Below are 18,957 nucleotides of genomic sequence, written 5' to 3' on the forward strand. Positions count from 1 at the left end.
GTGAGCCGTCCGGCAGAGACATTCTCGCTCCTGGCGCCCCGTCATCGCCTGCTGGCGGGGCTGACGCTGGCGCTCAGCAATTTCATGGTCGTGCTCGACCTGACCATCGCCAATGTCTCGGTGCCGCATATCGCCGGCAATCTGGGCATTTCCGCGGATCAGGGCACCTGGGTCATCACCAGCTATGCCGTGGCGGAGGCGATCTGCGTGCCGCTGACCGGCTGGCTGGCGCAGCGTTTCGGCGCGGTGCGGCTGTTCATCCTGGGCATGGTCGGTTTCGGCCTGTTTTCGCTACTGTGCGGCCTGTCGATGAGCCTGGGCATGCTGGTCGTGTGCCGCATCGGCCAGGGCCTGTGCGGTGGGCCGCTGATGCCCATGTCGCAGACGTTGCTGATGCGCATCTATCCACCGGAACAGCGGGGGCGCGTCATGGGGCTGTGGGCGATGACGACGTTGCTGGGACCGGCCATGGGGCCGATCATCGGCGGCTATATCAGCGACAATTGGAGCTGGCACTGGATCTTCTTCATCAACCTGCCGATCGCCGTCCTGTGCGTCTTTTCCGCGCTGGTTCTGCTCCGCCCGGTGGAAACGGAACGGGTGAAACTGCCCATCGACTATGTCGGTCTGGGGTTGTTGATCTTCTGGATCGGTTGTCTGCAGATCATGCTGGATATCGGGCGAGATCATGACTGGTTCGGCGACCCGTTCATCGTTGCGCTGGCGGTGCTGGCCGGGCTCGGTTTCTGCGTCTTCCTGATCTGGGAACTGACCGAGGAGCATCCCATCGTCGACCTGCGCGTGTTCCGCCATATCGGCTTCACCTCCGGCGTGTTCACGCTGGCGCTGTGTTTCGGCGCCTATTTTGCGGGCATCGTCGTCATCCCGCAATGGTTGCAGATGTCGATGGGCTATACCGCCGCCTGGTCGGGGCTGGCGACGGCGATGACGGCGATGACGGCGCTGTTCGTCGCGCCCGTTGCCGGACGGTTGGTGAGCAAGGTCGATGTGCGCATCATGATTTCGGCCGGGGTCTCCTGGATTGGCCTGATGACGCTGTGGCGGGCACAATGGAGCATGGACGCCGATTTCTGGACGATCGCGCTGCCGCAGTTCGTCCAGGGCTTTGGCATGCCCTTCTTCATGATCCCGCTGACGACGCTGACTCTGGGATCGGTCCGGCCGGAGGAAACCGCCTCCGCCGCGGGCATGCAGAATTTCCTTCGCACGCTGGCCATCGCCATTTCCACCTCGATCGTGCTCACCGGCTGGAGCGACGGGCAGCGGGTGTCGCGCAACGAAATGGCCGGTGCGCTGAATGCCGATCCGACCATGGCCGATCTGGCCAGCCGGGGCTTCACCCAGGAACAATCGCGGCAGGTCGTGTCCAACCTGGTCGACGCGCAGTCCCTGGTGGTGTCGATGAACCATGTCTTTTATGCTGCGGCGATGGTGCTGTTCCTGGCGGCCGCGCTGGTGTGGCTGGCGCCGCGTCCGACCGGCAAGGTGGATACGTCCGCCGCGCACTGATCGGCACGCGCGCCTAAAGCCTGATCGCTCGGTCGATGCCGATGGCGTCGAGAAAGGCGGCGTCATGGCTGGTGACGATCAACGCTCCGTCGAAGGCGGCCAGACCGCGCTCGATGGCGGTCAGGGAGTCGAGGTCGAGATGGTTGGTCGGCTCGTCCAGCATCAGCAGCGGCGGCAATGTGTCTCCGCCCAACACGCAGGCAAGGCCCGCGCGCAGCAATTGCCCGCCGCTCAATGTCCCGACCGGTTGCAAGGCCAGATCGGCGCGAAAGCGAAAGCGGGCCAGCGCTGCCCGCACGGCATTGTCCGTCGCGGCCGGATGCAGCCGGGCGAAATTGTCGGCAATGCTGCGGCGCGGGTCGAGCAGGCTGACGCGCTGGTCGAGCAGGGCGCAGCCGACCGATAGCCGCACCGTGCCGGAAAGGGGCGCCAGCTGGCCCGCGATCAGCTTCAGCAGCGTCGATTTGCCCGCGCCATTGGGGCCGGTTATGGCGATCCGCTCCGGTCCCGTCACGCGCAGGCTGAAGCCGCGCAGCACCGGCGCATCGGGCGCATAGCCCGCCGTCACATCGTCCAGCCGGACAATCGGCCGGTCGGCCTGCACGCCGGTCGAGGGCAGCGCCACCGTCAGGCTCTCGACAACCTCGATGCGGCTGCGCGCTGCCTGCGCCGCGTCTTCCGCCTCCCGGCGAAGCCTGTCGGCCAGCCGCGCGGCGTCGCCGCCGGACGCCTCCGCCTGGTTCTTGCGCAGGCCGATCAGGATGCGCGGCATGTCGCCCTTCGCGCCCTTGCGCGCCCCGGCGGCGTCGCGGCGTTGCTTGCGTTCGGTCGCGATCCGGGTCCGGCGGGCCATGTCCTTCACGCGCCGCTCGGCCTGTTCCAGTTCCTGACCGGCAGCCGCCAGCTCAATGGCCTTGCGCTCGCGATACGCCGTCCAGTTGCCGCCATAGCGGGTGATGCCCAGCGTCGTCAGCTCCGCAATCGCCTCCATCTCCTCCAGCAGCGCGCGGTCATGGCTGATGACGATCGCGCCGGCCTTCCACTGGCCCAGCAGGGTTAGCAAGGCGTCGCGCCCCTCCGCATCCAGATTGTTGGTCGGTTCATCCAGCAAGAGGAAATCGGGCCGGGCGAAGATCGCTCCAGCCAGCGCGGCGCGGCTGCGCTGGCCGCCGGACAGGGCGATCAGGGGCGTTTGGGGGTCTGCCGTCAGTCCGACCTGCGCCAGGCTTTCCTCGATCCGGCTGGGCAGCAGCCAGTCGCACGCTTCCAGTTCCGCCATGCTGGCCGTGCCGCTTTCCGCCTTGCCGAGCAGGGCCAGACCCTCGCGCACGCCGAACAGGTCGGCGATGCTTTCGTCCGGCGTGACCTGTACCGTCTGCCGCAGGGTCGCCACGCTGCCATCGACCTGGATCCTGCCGCTGCCGGGGACGAGCGTTCCGTCGATCAGCGCGAGCAGGGTCGATTTGCCGACGCCATTGCGCCCGACAAGGCCGAGTCGTTCGGTGGTGAAGCGAAAATCGAGGTCCGAAAGGACGGATGAGCCGTCAGGCGCGGACCAGTTGAGATGAGAAACGACGATCGAGGGCACGGGCAGGGACTTTCCTGAAAGCAGAGCGATGGGGCTTTGCGATCAGATGCATGTCCATGACGGGTCTCTCCGGAAAATGTCGGATCGTGATACAGGGAGGAGCCTTTGCTGGCAACCGTGGTGAAGCGGGCGCGATGGACCCGACGCAGCATCGTCGTCACCCACGGCGGCGGCCTGCGCATGACAGGCTATGACCGCTCCAGATCCTCCGGCCGATTGATGTTGGGCAGCAGGATGTCCGGTCGCTCGACGATCCGCGCGCCGATTCGCGTCAGCCAACCGTGGATCGATCGATTATTCTCCTCGGCCAGATGCGCGTCCAGCGCCCCGGCCAGAACGGCCGGCCAGAAGCCCGCCAGCTGCTGCCCCTTGAGGATCGCCGGCCCCTCTCCGATCAACGCCCGCGCCAGCTTCGCCGGATAGACCGGCATGTCGCAGCCCGTGGTCAGCACCGCGTCGAACCCTTCGGCCGCCGCATGGTGCAGCGCCGCGTTCAGCCCGCCCAGCGGGCCCATGTCCGGCGCGGGCCGGTCCGCCAGCCACCGCCGCCCCGCGACCTGCCGCCCGCAGATCACCACCTGTTCTACATGCGCGCCCAGCGCCGTTGTCGCATGGTCCAGCAAGGTCCGCCCGGCCAGCATCGCCAGCGCCTTGTCGCTCCCGAAGCGGCTGGAGCGTCCCCCGGCCAGCACCGCGCCCAGCAATCGCATCCGTTCCCTCCTTGGCAGAGCCCCTGCTTTCCCTTATGGCGCGCAGCGCGAGCGGGGCAAAGCCGCGCGCGCACAGAAGATCGCGCCGGTGCCCGAAAGGGCTGAAAACGGGAATGCGGTGCGGACGGGCAACCGTCCTATTCCGCGGCTGTCCCTGCAACTGTAAGCGGAGAGCGCGATGCACAGGGGGTAAATCCCCGCCACTGGGCGCAAGCCCGGGAAGGCGTGCATCGCTGCATTGACCCGCGAGCCAGGAGACCTGCCGGCGCCCGGTCGCTCTTGCCCTGGTCCAGGGATCGGCCATGGCACGGTGTTTTCCGTCTGAGCGACGACCAGCGGCGCAGGGCCGCATCGGTGGGGGGCGGGCACTGGCGTCGACTTCCCCTTGATCCGACCGCGCGCGCGGAGGCCCTGAGTCCCAAAGTCGCAGCGGCGCTCAGGGAACGGATAGAATGTTGAAAACCGCCATATCTCTTGCCGCATTGCTTGCGGCCACCCCGGTTCTGGCCGAGGATGAGGAGATCATCGTCACCGCGCTGGGCATCGAACAGCCCCGCGACGAAGTCGGCCAGGCCGTCACCGTCATCGACGCCGATACCATCCGCACGCGGCAGAGCGTCAGCGTGACGGACCTGCTCGCCACCACGCCGGGCGTGCGGTTCAGCCGCAATGGCGGCGTGGGCGGCGTGACGGGGGTGTCGCTGCGCGGCGCGGAAACCACTCAGACGCTGGTGCTGATCGACGGGGTGAAGGTCAACGACACCAGCGGCATCGGCGACATGTATGATTTCGGCAATCTGCTGACCGGAAATATCCAGCGCATCGAAATTTTGCGCGGTTCCAACTCCATCGTCTACGGCAGTCAGGCGATCGGCGGCGTCGTCAACGTCATGACCGGCACCCCCGGCGAAGATTTCGCGGGCAACGCCTCGGTCGATTACGGCTATCGCGACACGCTGGACGCGAAGGCGGACATTTCAGGGACCAGCGGCATCGCGTCGGGGGGCGTGGGCGTCGCCTATTTCCGTACCGACGGCATTTCCGCCGCCTCCAACGGCACGGAAAAGGACGGTTACAAGAATCTTGCCGCCAATGCGAAGCTGAAGCTGAACTTCACCGACGCGCTGAGCCTCGACCTGCGCGGCTATTATATCCATGCCGATCTCGATACCGACAACGGCATTGTGGACAGCGTCGCCGACACGTCGAGGACCGACCAATATATCGGCTATGCGGGCCTCAACCTCGCCCTGCTCGACGGCAAGCTCACCCATCGCGCCGCCGTCACATGGTTTCGCACCGACCGGGACTATACATCCGGCTTCGGCCCTTTTGGCTATTCGGGCACCAATCTGCGTTTCGAATATGAGGGCGTCTATCAGCCGGTGGAACAGGCCCGCCTGATCTTCGGTTATGACCATGAACGCCCGGACTATGATTTCGCCGGCTTCGGTTCGGTCGAAAGCCACAAGGCGGACATCGACAGCGTCTATGCGCTGGCGGTGGTGAAGCCGCTTGCAGGCCTGTCGCTCACCGGCGGCGTGCGGCATGACGATCACAGCCAGTTCGGCGGCGCGACCACCTTTGGCGCCAATGCCAATTACACGCCCAATGACGGTGCGACCAACCTGCGCATCAGCTATGGGGAGGGGTTCAAGGCGCCCTCCCTCTACCAGCTTTACGGCGCCGATGTCGGCAACACCGCTCTGCTTCCCGAACGATCGGAAAGCTATGATGTGGGCTTCGACCAAAGGCTGGACGGCGACCGGGCGATCCTGTCGGTCACGGCCTTTCTTCGCGATACGAAGAACCAGATCAACTATGATTATTCGATCGGCCTTTATGGCGGATACAATAATATCGACAATACACGCGCCAAGGGGGTGGAGGCGATGTTGACGCTGAAACCTGTCGACGCGCTGATCTTCACCGCCGCTTACAGCTATGTCGATGCGCGGGACCGCGATACCGGGGCGCGCCTGCCGCGCCGCGCGGCCAATGCGGTCAGCGTCTCGGCGGACTATGTCTGGCCCTTCCGCCTGTCGACCGGGGCGACCGTCACCATGGTGGGCGACAGCTTCAATGATTCGACCAATGCGCAACGCCTGGACGGATATGCCGTGGCGAATGTGCGGGCGTCCTTCCCGATCACCGACAATCTGGAAATCTACGGCCGCGTCGACAATCTGTTCGATGAAGGCTACGCCACCGTCTATGGCTATGGCACCTATGGCCGCTCGGCCTATGGCGGCGTGCGTGTCCGTTTCTAAAGGATCGGTGTGAGAGGGGCGGGTGTCCGCCCCCTATCGTGGCGCAGCGTCGATCTGCGCCACGATGCTGCGCGCCGCCTGCACATAAGCGGGGCCGCCGCACACCGTCCATGCCTGCGGTATGCGAATGCGCGGGATGGAGCGGAGGATCGGATGGTGCAGCATCTCCGTTCCCTGATCGACGACCTTTTCCGTGCCGGTCTCGACGATCAGGAAGTCGGGCCGCGCGGCGATCATCTCCTCCAGCGGCACTTGCGCCAGAGCGGGTTTGCCGAGCTTCCCCGCCAGATTGACGAGGCCCGCGCGCCGCATCAGGTCGTCGACCAGCGTGCCTGTGCCGGTCATATAGCCGCGCCGTTGATAATAGGCCGCAACCCCGCCGCGCCGGGCGCGGGGCAGGGCGGCCAGATCGCGGTTCATGGCCCGGATCAGCGCCTCGCCCCGCTCCGTATGACCGACCGCCGCCGCCACCTGGCGGATTTGCGTCAGGATCATCGGATAGCTGTCCGCGCTTGCCAGCCCCAGCGTCCGCCACGGCCCCGGAGGCGCGCCGACGACGCTGTCGCCCATCGGAAAGCCGATCAGCAGATCGGGCCGGATCGCCAGCACTTCCTCGCCGGGCCGTTTCAGGGTTCGAAAGGCGCGCGCCTTGCCGACCGCCGCCGAAAGTTCCGGATCGTGGCCATAGGGGCTGAGCGCCGCGATCTGCGCCGGATCGGCCAGCGCCAGCACATATTGATCGGCGCAGGTGTTGAGCGACACGATCCGCTGGGGCGGGGCGGCGCCGGTCAGCGCAAGGGCGCCGAATATAATGACGATCTTTTTGCGCCGCATTCCCGCGCCCATCCTTTTCGCCTCGACACGCCATCATGCGCCCGCAGGGGCGGGAGCACGGAGCGCTTGAGCCGCTCTAGCAAGCAGAATGGGGTTCGCAAGTCATGAGCGCCCGCCGCCACCCGTTGCTGATCCCCGTCCTGCTGCTGCTGGTCGTGGTCGCCGCGCTCGGCTCGCTCACCCTCGGCGCGGTGCCGCTCTCCCCGGCGCGCATCGTCGCGGTCCTCACCGGCGGGGGCGACGATGTGGCCCGTGCGATCCTGCTCGATCTGCGCCTGCCGCGCATGCTGCTCGGCCTGATCGTCGGCGCCATGCTCGGCCTGTCGGGCGCGGCGCTGCAAGGCTATCTGCGCAACCCGCTGGCCGAACCGTCCGTGCTGGGCGCGTCCAATGCCGCCGCGCTGGGCGCCGTCTGCGCGCTGTATTTCGGCCTGGCGCAGAGCCATCCGCTGGCGCTTCCCGCGCTCGCCATTGTGGCCAGTCTGATCGGGATCGGCGCGCTGTTCCTGCTTGCCGGACCGGCCGAAAGCCCGCTGACCCTGATCCTCGCGGGGATCGCCATCGCCACGCTGGCGGGGGCGGGGATCAGCCTGTCGTTGAACCTCTCGCCCAACCCCTTCGCGGCGATGGAGATTATGAGCTGGTTGATGGGCAGCCTGGAAAACCGCGCCTATGGCCATGTCTGGATCGCGCTGCCCTGCGTGGCGGTCGGCGCGGCGCTGCTGATCGCGGATGGCCGGACGCTCGACGCGCTGACGCTGGGCGAGGATGGCGCTCAGGCGCTCGGCATCGACCTGCGGCATGCGCGCCTGCGCCTGATGCTGGGGGTTGCCATCGGCGTGGGCGGCGCGGTCGCGGTGTCGGGCGCCATCGGTTTCGTCGGGTTGATCGTGCCGCATCTGATGCGGCCGCTGACCGACCGCTCCCCCTCCGCGATCCTGCTGCCCTCCATGCTGGGGGGTGCGGTGCTGTTGACGCTGGCGGATATCGGCGTGCGGCTGATCCCGACCGCCAGCGAACTGAAGCTGGGCGTGCTGACGGCGCTGCTGGGCGTGCCCGTCTTCCTGATCCATCTCATGCGGGAGCGGCGGCTATGGTGACGATCCGCGCGCAAGGCCTTGCCGTTCGCCTCGGCCGTCATCCGGCGGTGAGCGGCGTCGATCTCGATCTAGGGCCGGGACAATTGGTTGGCATCATCGGCCCCAATGGCGCGGGCAAGTCGACCCTGATCCGCGCGATGCTGGGCCTGGCAAAGCGGGAGAGCGGAACGGTACTGATCGACGGGCTGGACAGCGAACGGCTCAGCCGGCGCGCCATCGCCAGACGCGTGGCCTATCTGCCCCAGGGGCAGACCCTGCATTGGCCGCTGGCGGTCGAACGGCTCGTGGCATTGGGACGGATGCCGCATCTGGGCCCATTATCCCGCCTGTCCGCGCAGGATGAGGCGCAGGTCGATGCGGCCTTGAAGCGCGCCGATGTGCTGCATCTCAAAGGGCGGGTGGCGACCGAGCTTTCCGGCGGCGAGCGCGCCCGCGTGCTGCTGGCCCGGGCATTGGCGGTGGGCGCGCCCGCGCTGATCGCGGACGAGCCGCTGGCGGCGCTCGATCCGGGGCATCAGATCGATGTCATGGATTTGCTCAAGGCCGAGGCGCGGGCCGGATCGCTCGTCGTCACCGTGCTGCACGATCTGAGCATGGCGGCGCGCTATTGCGACCGGCTGGTGCTGATGGACCGGGGCGCGCTGGTGGCTGACGGCGCGCCGCTCGATGTGCTGACCCAAGCGCGCCTTGCCCGCGTCTATGGCATTTCCGCCTGCATCCAATCCCATGGCGACTGGCCGCTGATATTGCCGACCGGGCGGGTCAAGGACTGAACGATTCTGCGGGCGAAGGGGCGCGCCTATTCCGCGAAAGACCGGGGCGCGGGCGCCACCACGGTCAATGTTCCCGCGCCGATCTCCGACACTTCCAGCGCGCGTTCAGCAATCCCGTCGCGCCCGAAGCGGAAGGCGCCGTCGATCCCGGAAAAGCCCCCGGCATCGCGCAGCCGCGCCGCCGGGAAGGTTGATCCCGGCTTCCAGTCGCGCGCGATCCGCACGGTCAGCAGCACCGCGTCATAGCCCAGCGCCGACAGCCGGAAGGGCGCATTGCCGTAACGCGCCCGATATTTGGTCGCGAGCTGGCTGTAGAGACCGTCCGACACGCTGGCGAACCACGCGCCGCGCAGCACCGGGCTGGAGGCGAGGCCATTGTCGGTATTCCACAATTCCGTGCCCAGCAGCCGCGCGGTCGCGCCGCCATTTTTCCGCACGATGGGCGCGACCTGCATCGCCACCTTGCCGCTGTCCGCGATCAGCAGCGCATCGTAGCTGGATGAAGCCTGCAATTTCTTCACCGCCGCCGCGATGGAGGTCGGCGTCCTGTCGAAGGTCTGCATCGACACGACCGTTCCGCCCGCGCTCTCCACCGCGCGCAGCAGCGACGTGCCCGACCGCTCGCCATAGACGCCCCGCGGCACCAGCGCGGCGAAGTGCGACAGCCCCTTGCCCTTGGCGAAGTCGACGACGCGCTCGATGGACTGGTTGGGGTTGTAGCCCATGATGTAGACGCCGTTGCCGGCGACGCTCACATCGTTGGAGAAGCTGATGACCGGCACATTGGCGCGCGCCGCGATGGGCCCCACGATCCGCGCATCTTCGGCCAGCAGGGGGCCAAGGATCAGCTTGTTGCCGTCCGCCAGCGCCTTGCTCGCCGCCGCGGCTGCGCCCACGCCGGTGTCATAGGTGGTGATGCGCACCTTGTCGGCCTTGGTATCCAGCAGGGCCAGGGTGGTCGCGTTGGCGATGGACTGGCCGACGCCGGCATTGGGCCCGCTCATCGGCACCAGCAGCGCGACGCGGTGGCGCAACGTGTCGGTCGGCAGGCCCTCCGTCACTTCCGGGCCGGTCGGCGCCGGACCTGTGGGCTGCGCCGGACCCGGCCCCTTGGGCACGATGGACTGACAGGCGGCGACCAGCAGCGCGGAGGCTGCGAACAAAATCCTCCCGGCCCGTTTCATCGAAGCGAACAAGTCCGCTTGCCGGGGGGCATCCGTCTCTGTCATCTGGCGTCCTTATGGAAACTGATATTATTAGGCTTGAGGCAGGGCTTTACATCGTTGCGGGGCCGATCGGCAACCTTGGAGACCTTACCCCCCGCGCGGCCGAAGTCCTGCGGCTGGCCGATGTAGTCGCCGTGGAAGATACACGGGTCAGCGCACGTTTGCTGCGTCATGCCGGGTCGGACCGGCCGATGGTTCCCTATCACGACCATAGCGCCGAAGGGGTGCGCGCCCGCCTGATCGAGCGGATGGCGAGCGAATCGGTGGCCCTGCTGTCGGACGCGGGCACGCCGCTGATCTCCGATCCGGGCTACAAGCTGGTCCGCGATGCCCGTGCGGCGGGGCGCAGGATCACGACCCTGCCGGGACCCAGCGCCGCCATCGCCGCGCTCACGCTCTCCGGACTGCCCACCGATCGATTCCTGTTCATGGGCTTCCTGCCGTCGAAACAGAAGGCGCGCGGCGACGCCCTTGCCGAAGTCGCCGCGCTGCGCGCCACTCTGGTCTTCTACGAAAGCGGCCCGCGCCTGTCCGAAAGCCTCGCCGCCATGGCCGAGCATCTGGGCGACCGCGAGGCCGCCGTCAGCCGCGAAATCAGCAAGGCGTTCGAGGAGACCGCCACCGGCACGCTGACCGAACTCTCCGCCCGCTATGCCGACGCTCCCCCCAGGGGCGAGATCGTCGTCACCGTCGGTCCGCCCGGTGAAGCGCCCCCGGCCAGCGCGGAAGATGCCGACGCGGCTTTGCGCGACGCCATGGAGCGCCTGCCCGTATCCAAGGCGGCGGGGGAAGTCGCCAAGAAGCTCGGCCTTGACCGCCGCGCCCTTTATGCCCGCGCGATGGAACTCAAGGGGTGAAGCGAGCGGCGGCGGAAAAGCGCGGGCGGCAGGCAGAGCGCATCGCCGGCTGGTGGCTGCGTCTGAAGGGCTGGCAGATTATCGGCCGCCGGATGCGCACCCCTGCGGGCGAAGTCGATCTGGTCGCCCGGCGCAACAGGATGCTGGCCTTTGTCGAGGTCAAGGCGCGCGCCACCGCTGCCGATCTCGACCTGGCCATCGATGAGCGCCGCCTGGCGCGGGTCGCGGCGGCGGCGGAGATTCTTTTCCACGATCTCGGAAAACCAGGCGACGACATGCGAATCGACGTGATGCTTCTTGCGCCGGGCCGGCCGCCACGCCATCTGGCCAATGTCTGGCACGGGGGGTAAGGCAGCCTTCCGGTTTTTGGCCGCCACTGGAAGGAACGCGAAACGCCCATGACCCAGCTCAACCCGCTCACCGTCGCCGTGCAGATGGACCCGATGGAGGGCATCAATATCGGGGGTGATTCTACCTTCCACATCATGCTGGCGGCGCAGGCGAGGGGGCACCGGCTCTATCACTATCTCGCCCCCGACCTGACCTATCGCGACGGCCGCGTGCTGGCGAAGGCGCGCCCGGTGAAGGTGCAGAAGGTCAAGGGCGATCATTACGTCTTCGGCGAGCCGGAGATGCTGGACCTGGGCCGCGATGTCGATGTCGTGCTGATGCGGCAGGACCCGCCCTTCGACCTGAGCTACATCACCGCCACCCATTTGCTCGAGCGGGTGCAGGCGGAGACTTTGGTAGTGAACGACCCTGCTTCCGTCCGCAACGCGCCGGAGAAGCTGTTCGTGCTCGACTATGCGCGCTTCATGCCGCCGACGATGATTACCCGCGATCTGGAGGAGGTGAAGAGCTTCCTCGCCCAGCATGGCGAGGTGGTGGTGAAGCCGCTTTACGGCAATGCCGGCAATGCCGTCTTCCATGTCGGGCAGTCCGGCGCGAATCTGTCCGCGCTGGTGGAACTGTTCAAATCCTCCTGGGTCGAACCCTTCATGGTTCAGGCTTTCATCCCCGGCGTCGCGCAGGGCGACAAGCGCATCGTTCTCATTGACGGGGAAATTGCGGGTGCCATCAATCGTATTCCCGGCGCGGGCGAGATCCGTTCCAACCTTGCCGTCGGCGGCTCGGCCGCCAAGACCGAACTGACCGACCGCGAACTGGAAATCTGTGCTGCCATGGGTCCTGAACTCAAGCGGCGCGGCCTGTTGTTCGTCGGCATCGACGTGATAGGCGGTGAATGGCTGACGGAAATCAACGTGACCTCCCCGACCGGCATCGTGTCCATCGACGCCTTCAACGGCACCGATACCGGCGCCATGATCTGGGACGCCATCGACGCCCGGCTGGCGGCGAGGGCGGCGGCCTGAGCTGTAGCATCGCATCATGACCGACTGGGTGCTGCGCCTGATCGATGCGGGCGGCTATTGGGGCATTTTCGCCCTGATGGTGATCGAAAACATATTTCCGCCCATCCCCTCCGAACTCATCATGGGGATTGGCGGCATTCGCGTCGGGCAGGGGCGGATGGACATGGGCTGGCTGCTGTTCGCGGGCACGCTGGGCACCACCGTCGGCAATTATTTCTGGTATCTGATCGGCCATATATTGGGTTTCGGCCGGTTGAGGCCGATCGTCGACCGCTATGGCCGCTGGGCGACGCTGGAATGGCGGGATGTGGAAAAGCTCGACCATATTTTCGGCAAATATGGGCAGATCGTCGTCTTCGTCTTCCGCTTCATGCCCGCGTTCCGCACGATGATCTCGCTGCCGGCCGGACTGTTCCGCATGGGGCATGCGCGCTTCCTGTTCTGGACGGCGGGCGGCGCGCTGGTGTGGAATATCATCCTGGCCTATGCGGGCTACGTGCTCGGCCAGAATTTCCGTGACATCGACAAATATGTCGGCCCGGTTGCGACCGCCTGCGTGGTCGGAGCGCTGGGTTTCTATCTCTGGCGCCTCGCCACCTGGAAGCCGCGCGGCTAGAGCATTATTCGATTCAGTCTGATCGGATCGCGCTCTAGGCGCGCGGATGGGCGTTGCGGTAAATGTCGAGCAGATGCGCCGCATCCACCTGCGTATAGATCTGGGTCGAGGACAGGCTGGCATGGCCCAGCAGTTCCTGCAACGACCGCAAATCCGCGCCGCGCCCGAGCAAATGCGTTGCGAAACTGTGGCGCAGCGCGTGCGGCGTCGTTCGATCCGACAGCCCCAACCGTCCCCGCGCGCCCTGTACTGCCCGCCGGATGAGCGCCGGGGATAGTGGCCCGCCGCGCGCGCCCCGGAACAAGGGCGCGTCCTTCTCCGCCGTGAAGGGACAGAGCGCCAGATAAGCCTCAATGGCCTCCCGCACCTGCGCCAGCAGCGGCACGATCCGCGTCTTGCCCCGCTTGCCCGTCACCCGCAGCGTTTCGCCCAGCGGCAGCACGGCGCCGGTCAATCCCATCGCTTCCCCGATGCGCAACCCCGCCCCGTAAAGCAGCAGCAGCACAGCCCAGTCCCGCGCGCCGATCCATGGCTCGCGCGCTGTTTCGGCAATATCCCCGGCCAGTGCAATGGCCTCATCCGGCGATACCGGGCGGGGCAGGCCGCGCTTCACCCGCGGCCCTTTCAGCACCGGCACCCGCGCATCCTCGCCGCCCGCGAATTTCAGAAAGCCCCGCACCGCCGACAATTCCCGCGCCGCCGAGACATTGCCGATCCCATCCATCCGCCGCGCCGTCAGGAAAGCGCGCAAATCGGCCTGCCCGATGCCGGTAAGCGTGGTTTCCGTCACCGCCTCGCCACAATGCTCCTCCAGGAAAGCGACCAGCCGCTCCGCCGTCGCCACATAGGCGCGCACCGTATGCATCGACCGCCGCCGGTCGAGCGCCAGATGCTGCCGCCATCGCTCGCAAAGATCGCCCGAAGCCGTCATGGCTCCACTGTAGGCGAGGGGATCGCCCTTGAAAACTGCCCGAAAATGGGCACATGGGAATGGATATGGCAGCTTCCTTCGATCCGGCCGATCTCCCTACGGGCACGCTGATGCAGCTTTCCCCGCTGGTGGGACGCGTGCTGGCGCCCAATCCCTCGCCCTTCACCTATACCGGCACGCAGACCTATGTGGTCGGCATGGAGGATGTCGCGGTCATCGATCCCGGCCCGGCCGATCCGGCGCATCTGGACGCGCTGCTGGCGGCAATCGGCGGTCGTCCGGTCAGGGCGATCCTGTGCACCCACACCCATCGCGACCACAGCCCCGCCGCCGCGCCGCTCAGCGCGCAGACCGGCGCTTCGATCATCGGCTGCGCGCCGCTGACGCTGGACGATGACGGACCCCGTGCCGATGCGGCGTTCGATGCCGCCTATCGCCCCGATCGGGTGCTGAAGGATGGCGAGCAGGTCGCGGGCAAAGGCTGGACGCTGGAGGCGGTCGCGACCCCCGGCCACACCTCCAACCATCTGTGCTTCGCCCTGATCGAGGAAGCGGCGCTCTTCACCGGCGACCATGTGATGGGCTGGTCCACCAGCGTCGTTTCGCCCCCCGATGGCGACATGACCGCCTATATGGCGTCGATGCAGCGGCTGCTCGACCGGCCGGATGCGATCTACTATCCCGCCCATGGCGAGCCGGTGGAAAACCCCCGGCGGCTGGTGCGCGGCATGATGGGCCACCGCAAGCAGCGGGAGGGGCAGATAGTCCGTTTCCTCGAACGCAACGGCGCGTCGGAAATCCCCGACATGGTCACGGAAATGTACAAGGGCGTCGATCCGCGCCTGCACAGCGCGGCGGGCCGTTCCGTCCTTGCCCATCTGATCGACCTCGACGGGCGCGGCATCGCCGCCGCGACGGGGGATGGCCGATGGCAGTTGCGCTGAAACGCTATGCCGGTTCGATTGCCGCCGCGCTGCTGATCCTGTTGGTCGGCGCCGCGATGCTGGTCGGCTGGCACCGCTATAATCGGGACTATGCGGTCACCGTCGAGGAAGACGGCTCCGCCCTCACCAAGGTCATTGCCCAGCGTTTTGCCGGGGCCTCCAGCCTCAAGGTGTCGGAACTGTCCGGCACGATCCAGAGCACGGCGCAGGATGTGCGCGGCTTTGGCTGGCTAAAATCGGATCAGGTCGTGAAAATGCCTTTCTCCGTCGATTATTTCATCGATGTGAGCGGCATCGACGCCGGCGATCTGGAATGGAATGAAAGGACCCGCACGCTCATCGTCAATGCGCCGGATGTGAAGCCGGCCCGCCCCAATATCGATGAAGGCAGCCGGACGCTGGTCCAGACCAACGGTCTGTTCGTGACGCGCAAGGCGGGCGAGGAACTCAGCCGCCGCACCTCGCTCCACGCACAGGGCCGGGCCGAAAAGGAAGCCCGCTCCCCCGAGCGCATGGCGCAGGCGCGCGATTATGGCCGTGCGGCGCTGGGCAAGCTGCTCGGCGCGCCGCTGGGCGCATTGGGCTATGGCGACGCGCGGGTCATCGTCACCTTCCCGCCGGAACGGGCGAACCGGAACCGCGAGCAATGGGACGTGACGACACCGATCAACGAGGTACTGGCCAACAGGCAGAAGGCCCGCTAGGGGCGCGCCTGGAGGCCGAGAGGAGTGAGGCATATGACTGCAATGACCACCATCCCGCAGGGGATCGACCTGCGCGCGGAGATCGACCGGCTGCGCAAGGAGCGCAATGCCGTCATCCTGGGCCATTATTATCAGAAGCCGGAAATTCAGGACCTGTCCGATTTCGTCGGCGATTCCCTTGAACTCTCGCGCAAGGCGGCGGAGACGGACGCGGACGTGATCGCCTTTTGCGGGGTGCGCTTCATGGCGGAAACGGCGAAGATCCTCTCGCCGGAAAAGATCGTGGTGCTGCCCGACATGGATGCCGGCTGTTCGCTGGAGGACAGCTGCCCGCCCGCGCAGTTCAAGGCGTTCCGCGAGGCCCATCCCGATCATATCGCGCTCAGCTACATCAACTGCTCGGCGGAGGTGAAGGCGCTCAGCGACATCATCGTCACCTCCTCCTCGGCGGAAAAGATCCTGGCGCAGATCCCGAGGGACCAGAAGATCATCTTCGGTCCCGACAAGCATCTGGGCGGCTATCTGAAGCGCAAGCTGGGTCGCGACATGCTGCTCTGGCCGGGCGTCTGCATCGTGCATGAAGCGTTCAGCGAGACGGAATTGCTGAAGCTCAAGGCCCAGCACCCGCAAGCGCCCATCGCCGCGCACCCGGAATGCCCGCCCTATATCGTCGATCACGCCGATTATGTCGGATCGACCAGCGGCATTCTGGAATTCTCGAAGACTATGTCCGGCGACACGCTGATCGTCGCCACCGAACCGCACATCATCCACCAGATGCAGAAGGCGGTGCCGGAAAAGACCTTCATCGGCGCGCCCGGCGCGGACGGCAATTGCAACTGCAATATCTGCCCGTACATGGCGCTCAACACGATGGAGAAGCTCTATCTGGCCCTGCGCGATCTCCAGCCGCGCATCGAGATGGACGAGGAACTGCGCCTCGGCGCCAAGAAGAGCCTCGACCGGATGCTCGAAATGGCAAGCGGCACCGTGGGGCAGGGCGACCTCGGCAACCGGTGATGTTCAGGAGTGGGCGGGGCTTTTTAGCCCCCGCCCGTTTCCGCCACCAGTTCGCGCACCACTTCTTCCAGCTGATCCAGTCCGCTGTTCGTCCCATCCTCGAAGCCCTGGCCCAGATAATCGTCCCGCATCGCCTTGCTTTCGAAGACGGTGTGATGGGTCAGCAGCGTCCGCCCCTCCTCATCCTCGTCAAAGCTGATCGTCGTCACCATGACCGGCGATCCCGGCGCCTCGAAACGATTGTCGTAACGGATGCGGCTGTTGGGCACGATCTCCAGATAGGTCCCGCCAAAGGGCGGTCCCAATTCCCCTTCATCGCTGGTCATCTGAAAGCGAAACCGCCCGCCGACGCGAAAATCCATCTCGCATTTGGTAAGCGGCCAGCCGACCGGCCCGAACCAGCGTTTGACATGGACCGGATCGGCATGGGCGGCGAAGACCAGATGCGCGGGGGCATCGATCAGCCGGGTGATGAAAATCTCACGGACGGTTTCGGGTTCGGCGCTCATCTTTCCTCTCCTTTCAGATAGGCTTCCAGTCGGTCGTAACTGGCGTTCCAGAACGCCTCATAATCGCCCAGCCATTGAGCCGCGGCCTTGAGCGGTGCTGGCTCCAGCCGCACCGGGCGCGTCTGTGCGGCGCGACCCCGCGACACCAGACCCGCCTGCTCCAATATCTTCAGATGCTTCGACACGGTTGGCTGGCTGAGGCCGGATGGTTCGACCAATGCATTCACCGTCGCCTCACCCTTGGCAAGACGGTTCAGGATCGCCCGGCGCGTGGGATCGGCCAGGGCGCTGAAAATCCGGTCCAGTTGGGCGTGTTGCAAAACATTGCTCTCTATCTATATAGCTATTAGGCTATATATTAAAGGAAGGACTGTCAACCGGCTGGCGACTGTGCCAAATCGCTCGATCATGACCGCTGATTCTTCCGCCTTTTCGCTCCCCGGCTTCGATCTCGACGCCTTTGTCGCCTCCACGCTGGCCGAGGATCTCGGTCCGGAGGGCCGCGACGTCACCAGCGAGGCGGTGATTCCCGCCGATGCGATGTTCGACGGTGTGATGGACAGCCGCGACGCGGTGACGCTGGCCGGGCTGCCCATCGCCATGGCCTTCTTCCGCGCGCTCGACCCGGATGTGGAGATCGAGCTGCTGAAACAGGATGGCGATCGCGTGTCCGCAGGCACCGACATCATGCGCATCCGGGGCAAGGCCCGCGCCATGCTCACCGCCGAGCGGTCGGCGCTCAACACCGTCCAGCATCTGACCGGCATCGCGACGATGACCCGCGCCTATGTCGATGCGATCCTGGGCACGGGCGCGACCCTGCTGGACACGCGCAAGACCATTCCGGGCCTGCGCGTGCTGGAAAAATATGCGACGCGGATGGGCGGGGCGACCAACCACCGCATGGGCCTGTGGGACGCGGCGATGATCAAGGACAATCATGTCGCCGTCGCCGGATCGGTCGGAGAAGCCGCCCGCCGCGCCGCCGCCGCCGGGATCGCCAGCATCATCGTGGAGGTCGACCGCGTCGACCAGATCGAACCCGCGCTGGCCGCCGGAGCCACGCATCTGCTGCTCGACAATATGGACGCGCCGACGCTGCGCGGCGCGGTCACGCTGGTCGGCGGGCGGGTGCCTACCGAAGCTTCGGGCGGTGTCACGCTCGACACCATCCGGGCCAAGGCGGATACCGGCGTCACCTATATCAGCGTCGGCCGCCTCACCCAGTCGGCGCCTGCCGCCGACATTGGGCTCGACTTCGCTTATGCGTAGCGCGCTGCTGCTGCTGGCGCTCGCCGTTCCGGCGCCCGCGCTGGCGCAGCCCGCCCAGTGCAGCATCCCCGAGCAACTTCCCCGTCCCCGCGCCGAAGGCCCAACAGCGGGGGAGCCGCGCCGCGTCCTGCCGATCGGCAGCTACACCCTGGCGATCAGCTGGTCGCCGCAATATTGCGCCGGCGCACGGGGACGGAAGGACGATTTCCAGTGCGGCGGCCGCAACGGCCGCTTCGGCTTCACGCTGCACGGTCTCTGGCCCGACGGTTATGGCAAGCCGTGGCCGCAATATTGCAAGGCCGCCGCGCCGCTGCCGCGCGCCGTGATCCGCCAGCAGCTCTGCTCGACGCCTTCGGTGCAGCTGATCCAGCATGAATGGGTGAAGCACGGTAGCTGCATGCCGACCACGCCCGATCGCTTCTTCGCCTTGTCGCGCCACTATTATCAGGCGCTGCGCTATCCCGACATGAAGGCGCTCGCCCGCCGTCCCACAGTCACCGCCCGCGCCTTTGCCGAAGCCTTCGCCGCCGCCAACAAGGGTCTGCGCGCCGACATGATGCGGATCGCCGCCACCCGCGACAACTGGCTGAGCGAGGTGTGGCTCTGCATGGACCGCAGGATGCGCTACACCCGATGCCCCGCGCATCAGGGCGGCGTCAGACCCGGAACGGTCTTGAAGATCGCTCCGCCCGTCTGAACC

20 protein-coding genes and 1 riboswitch are annotated in these 18,957 nt (G+C 66.4%); of the genes, 13 read left to right on the forward strand and 7 right to left on the reverse strand.

Annotated elements, in window-relative coordinates; translation table 11 throughout:
- Entirely contained in the window at positions 1-1,530 is a 1,530-nt protein-coding gene (locus F7P65_RS04725; protein WP_150290602.1) for a DHA2 family efflux MFS transporter permease subunit, read from the forward strand.
- A 13-nt stretch (positions 1,531-1,543) separates the two neighbouring features.
- Here the strand turns inward: F7P65_RS04725 and F7P65_RS04730 are convergent, their stop codons facing one another.
- Positions 1,544-3,124 carry an ABC-F family ATP-binding cassette domain-containing protein gene (locus F7P65_RS04730; RefSeq protein ID WP_150290603.1) on the reverse strand — a complete coding sequence of 527 codons (1,581 nt, stop codon included), beginning with the start codon at positions 3,122-3,124 and terminating at the stop codon, positions 1,544-1,546.
- Positions 3,125-3,306: 182 nt separating this feature from the next.
- Complete coding sequence (gene mobA, locus F7P65_RS04735) at positions 3,307-3,828, reverse strand: molybdenum cofactor guanylyltransferase (protein WP_150290604.1); 522 nt, start codon at positions 3,826-3,828, stop codon at positions 3,307-3,309.
- 69 nt (positions 3,829-3,897) lie between these two features.
- Positions 3,898-4,109, forward strand: a riboswitch (cobalamin riboswitch).
- 171 nt (positions 4,110-4,280) lie between these two features.
- Here mobA and F7P65_RS04740 point away from each other — a divergent pair.
- Positions 4,281-6,098: a TonB-dependent receptor plug domain-containing protein gene (locus tag F7P65_RS04740; RefSeq protein ID WP_150290605.1), complete on the forward strand. Its 1,818-nt coding sequence runs from the start codon at positions 4,281-4,283 to the stop codon at positions 6,096-6,098.
- 33 nt (positions 6,099-6,131) lie between these two features.
- On the opposite strand, the gene F7P65_RS04745 is transcribed toward F7P65_RS04740, so the two are convergent.
- Entirely contained in the window at positions 6,132-6,932 is an 801-nt protein-coding gene (locus F7P65_RS04745) for an ABC transporter substrate-binding protein (RefSeq protein WP_150290606.1), read from the reverse strand.
- Positions 6,933-7,036: 104 nt separating this feature from the next.
- Here F7P65_RS04745 and F7P65_RS04750 point away from each other — a divergent pair, with 104 nt between their 5' ends.
- Together F7P65_RS04750 and F7P65_RS04755 are read left to right on the forward strand one after the other, a co-directional pair.
- Positions 7,037-8,032: a FecCD family ABC transporter permease gene (locus tag F7P65_RS04750; RefSeq protein WP_150290607.1), complete on the forward strand. Its 996-nt coding sequence runs from the start codon at positions 7,037-7,039 to the stop codon at positions 8,030-8,032.
- Positions 8,026-8,805, forward strand: a complete 780-nt coding sequence (locus F7P65_RS04755) for an ABC transporter ATP-binding protein (RefSeq protein ID WP_150290608.1) — start codon at positions 8,026-8,028, stop codon at positions 8,803-8,805. Before F7P65_RS04750 ends, F7P65_RS04755 begins: the two co-directional genes overlap by 7 nt.
- Before the next feature lie 26 nt (positions 8,806-8,831).
- Here the strand turns inward: F7P65_RS04755 and F7P65_RS04760 are convergent, their stop codons facing one another.
- A complete protein-coding gene (locus F7P65_RS04760) occupies positions 8,832-10,034 on the reverse strand; it encodes a penicillin-binding protein activator (RefSeq protein WP_420853303.1) in 1,203 nt (400 codons plus the stop codon).
- Positions 10,035-10,045: 11 nt separating this feature from the next.
- Here F7P65_RS04760 and rsmI point away from each other — a divergent pair, with 11 nt between their 5' ends.
- The 4 genes from rsmI to F7P65_RS04780 are packed head-to-tail and all read left to right on the forward strand — an operon-like array spanning position 10,046 to position 12,877.
- Positions 10,046-10,888, forward strand: coding sequence for a 16S rRNA (cytidine(1402)-2'-O)-methyltransferase (rsmI, locus tag F7P65_RS04765; RefSeq protein ID WP_150290609.1), 843 nt, complete (start codon positions 10,046-10,048; stop codon positions 10,886-10,888).
- Positions 10,885-11,238, forward strand: coding sequence for a YraN family protein (locus F7P65_RS04770; protein ID WP_150290610.1), 354 nt, complete (start codon positions 10,885-10,887; stop codon positions 11,236-11,238). Before rsmI ends, F7P65_RS04770 begins: the two co-directional genes overlap by 4 nt.
- A gap of 48 nt (positions 11,239-11,286) precedes the next feature.
- Complete coding sequence (gene gshB, locus F7P65_RS04775; RefSeq protein ID WP_150290611.1) at positions 11,287-12,261, forward strand: glutathione synthase; 975 nt, start codon at positions 11,287-11,289, stop codon at positions 12,259-12,261.
- A gap of 16 nt (positions 12,262-12,277) precedes the next feature.
- On the forward strand, positions 12,278-12,877 hold the full coding sequence (locus F7P65_RS04780; RefSeq protein ID WP_150290612.1) for a DedA family protein: 600 nt from the start codon (positions 12,278-12,280) through the stop codon (positions 12,875-12,877).
- A 34-nt stretch (positions 12,878-12,911) separates the two neighbouring features.
- Here F7P65_RS04780 and F7P65_RS04785 read toward each other — a convergent pair whose 3' ends face one another.
- Positions 12,912-13,808, reverse strand: a complete 897-nt coding sequence (locus F7P65_RS04785) for a tyrosine recombinase XerC (RefSeq protein ID WP_150290613.1) — start codon at positions 13,806-13,808, stop codon at positions 12,912-12,914.
- 65 nt (positions 13,809-13,873) lie between these two features.
- Between F7P65_RS04785 and F7P65_RS04790 the strand changes: the two genes are divergently transcribed.
- From F7P65_RS04790 to nadA, 3 genes are read left to right on the forward strand one after another with little or no spacing between them, the layout of a single operon-like run.
- Complete coding sequence (locus tag F7P65_RS04790; RefSeq protein WP_150290614.1) at positions 13,874-14,752, forward strand: MBL fold metallo-hydrolase; 879 nt, start codon at positions 13,874-13,876, stop codon at positions 14,750-14,752.
- A complete protein-coding gene (locus F7P65_RS04795; protein WP_150290615.1) occupies positions 14,737-15,456 on the forward strand; it encodes a DUF4230 domain-containing protein in 720 nt (239 codons plus the stop codon). The genes F7P65_RS04790 and F7P65_RS04795 overlap by 16 nt, the downstream gene beginning before the upstream one ends.
- A 33-nt stretch (positions 15,457-15,489) precedes the next feature.
- The gene (gene nadA, locus F7P65_RS04800) at positions 15,490-16,476 is read left to right on the forward strand and encodes a quinolinate synthase NadA (RefSeq protein ID WP_150290616.1); all 987 of its coding nucleotides are present in this window, start codon (positions 15,490-15,492) and stop codon (positions 16,474-16,476) included.
- Positions 16,477-16,499: 23 nt separating this feature from the next.
- On the opposite strand, the gene F7P65_RS04805 is transcribed toward nadA, so the two are convergent.
- Together F7P65_RS04805 and F7P65_RS04810 are read right to left on the reverse strand one after the other, a co-directional pair.
- The gene (locus tag F7P65_RS04805; protein ID WP_150290617.1) at positions 16,500-16,985 is read right to left on the reverse strand and encodes an SRPBCC domain-containing protein; all 486 of its coding nucleotides are present in this window, start codon (positions 16,983-16,985) and stop codon (positions 16,500-16,502) included.
- Entirely contained in the window at positions 16,982-17,305 is a 324-nt protein-coding gene (locus F7P65_RS04810) for an ArsR/SmtB family transcription factor (RefSeq protein ID WP_150290618.1), read from the reverse strand. Before F7P65_RS04810 ends, F7P65_RS04805 begins: the two co-directional genes overlap by 4 nt.
- Before the next feature lie 88 nt (positions 17,306-17,393).
- On the opposite strand from F7P65_RS04810, the gene nadC reads away from it, so the two are divergent.
- Both nadC and F7P65_RS04820 read left to right on the forward strand, forming a co-directional pair.
- Positions 17,394-18,257, forward strand: coding sequence for a carboxylating nicotinate-nucleotide diphosphorylase (gene nadC, locus F7P65_RS04815; RefSeq protein ID WP_150290619.1), 864 nt, complete (start codon positions 17,394-17,396; stop codon positions 18,255-18,257).
- Positions 18,250-18,954 carry a ribonuclease T2 family protein gene (locus tag F7P65_RS04820; RefSeq protein WP_150290620.1) on the forward strand — a complete coding sequence of 235 codons (705 nt, stop codon included), beginning with the start codon at positions 18,250-18,252 and terminating at the stop codon, positions 18,952-18,954. The genes nadC and F7P65_RS04820 overlap by 8 nt, the downstream gene beginning before the upstream one ends.
- The last annotated feature ends 3 nt before the right edge of the window (positions 18,955-18,957 follow it).

The sequence above is a fragment of the Sphingobium estronivorans genome (assembly GCF_008692605.1).
In the GTDB taxonomy this organism is placed as follows: Bacteria; Pseudomonadota; Alphaproteobacteria; order Sphingomonadales; family Sphingomonadaceae; genus Sphingobium; species Sphingobium estronivorans.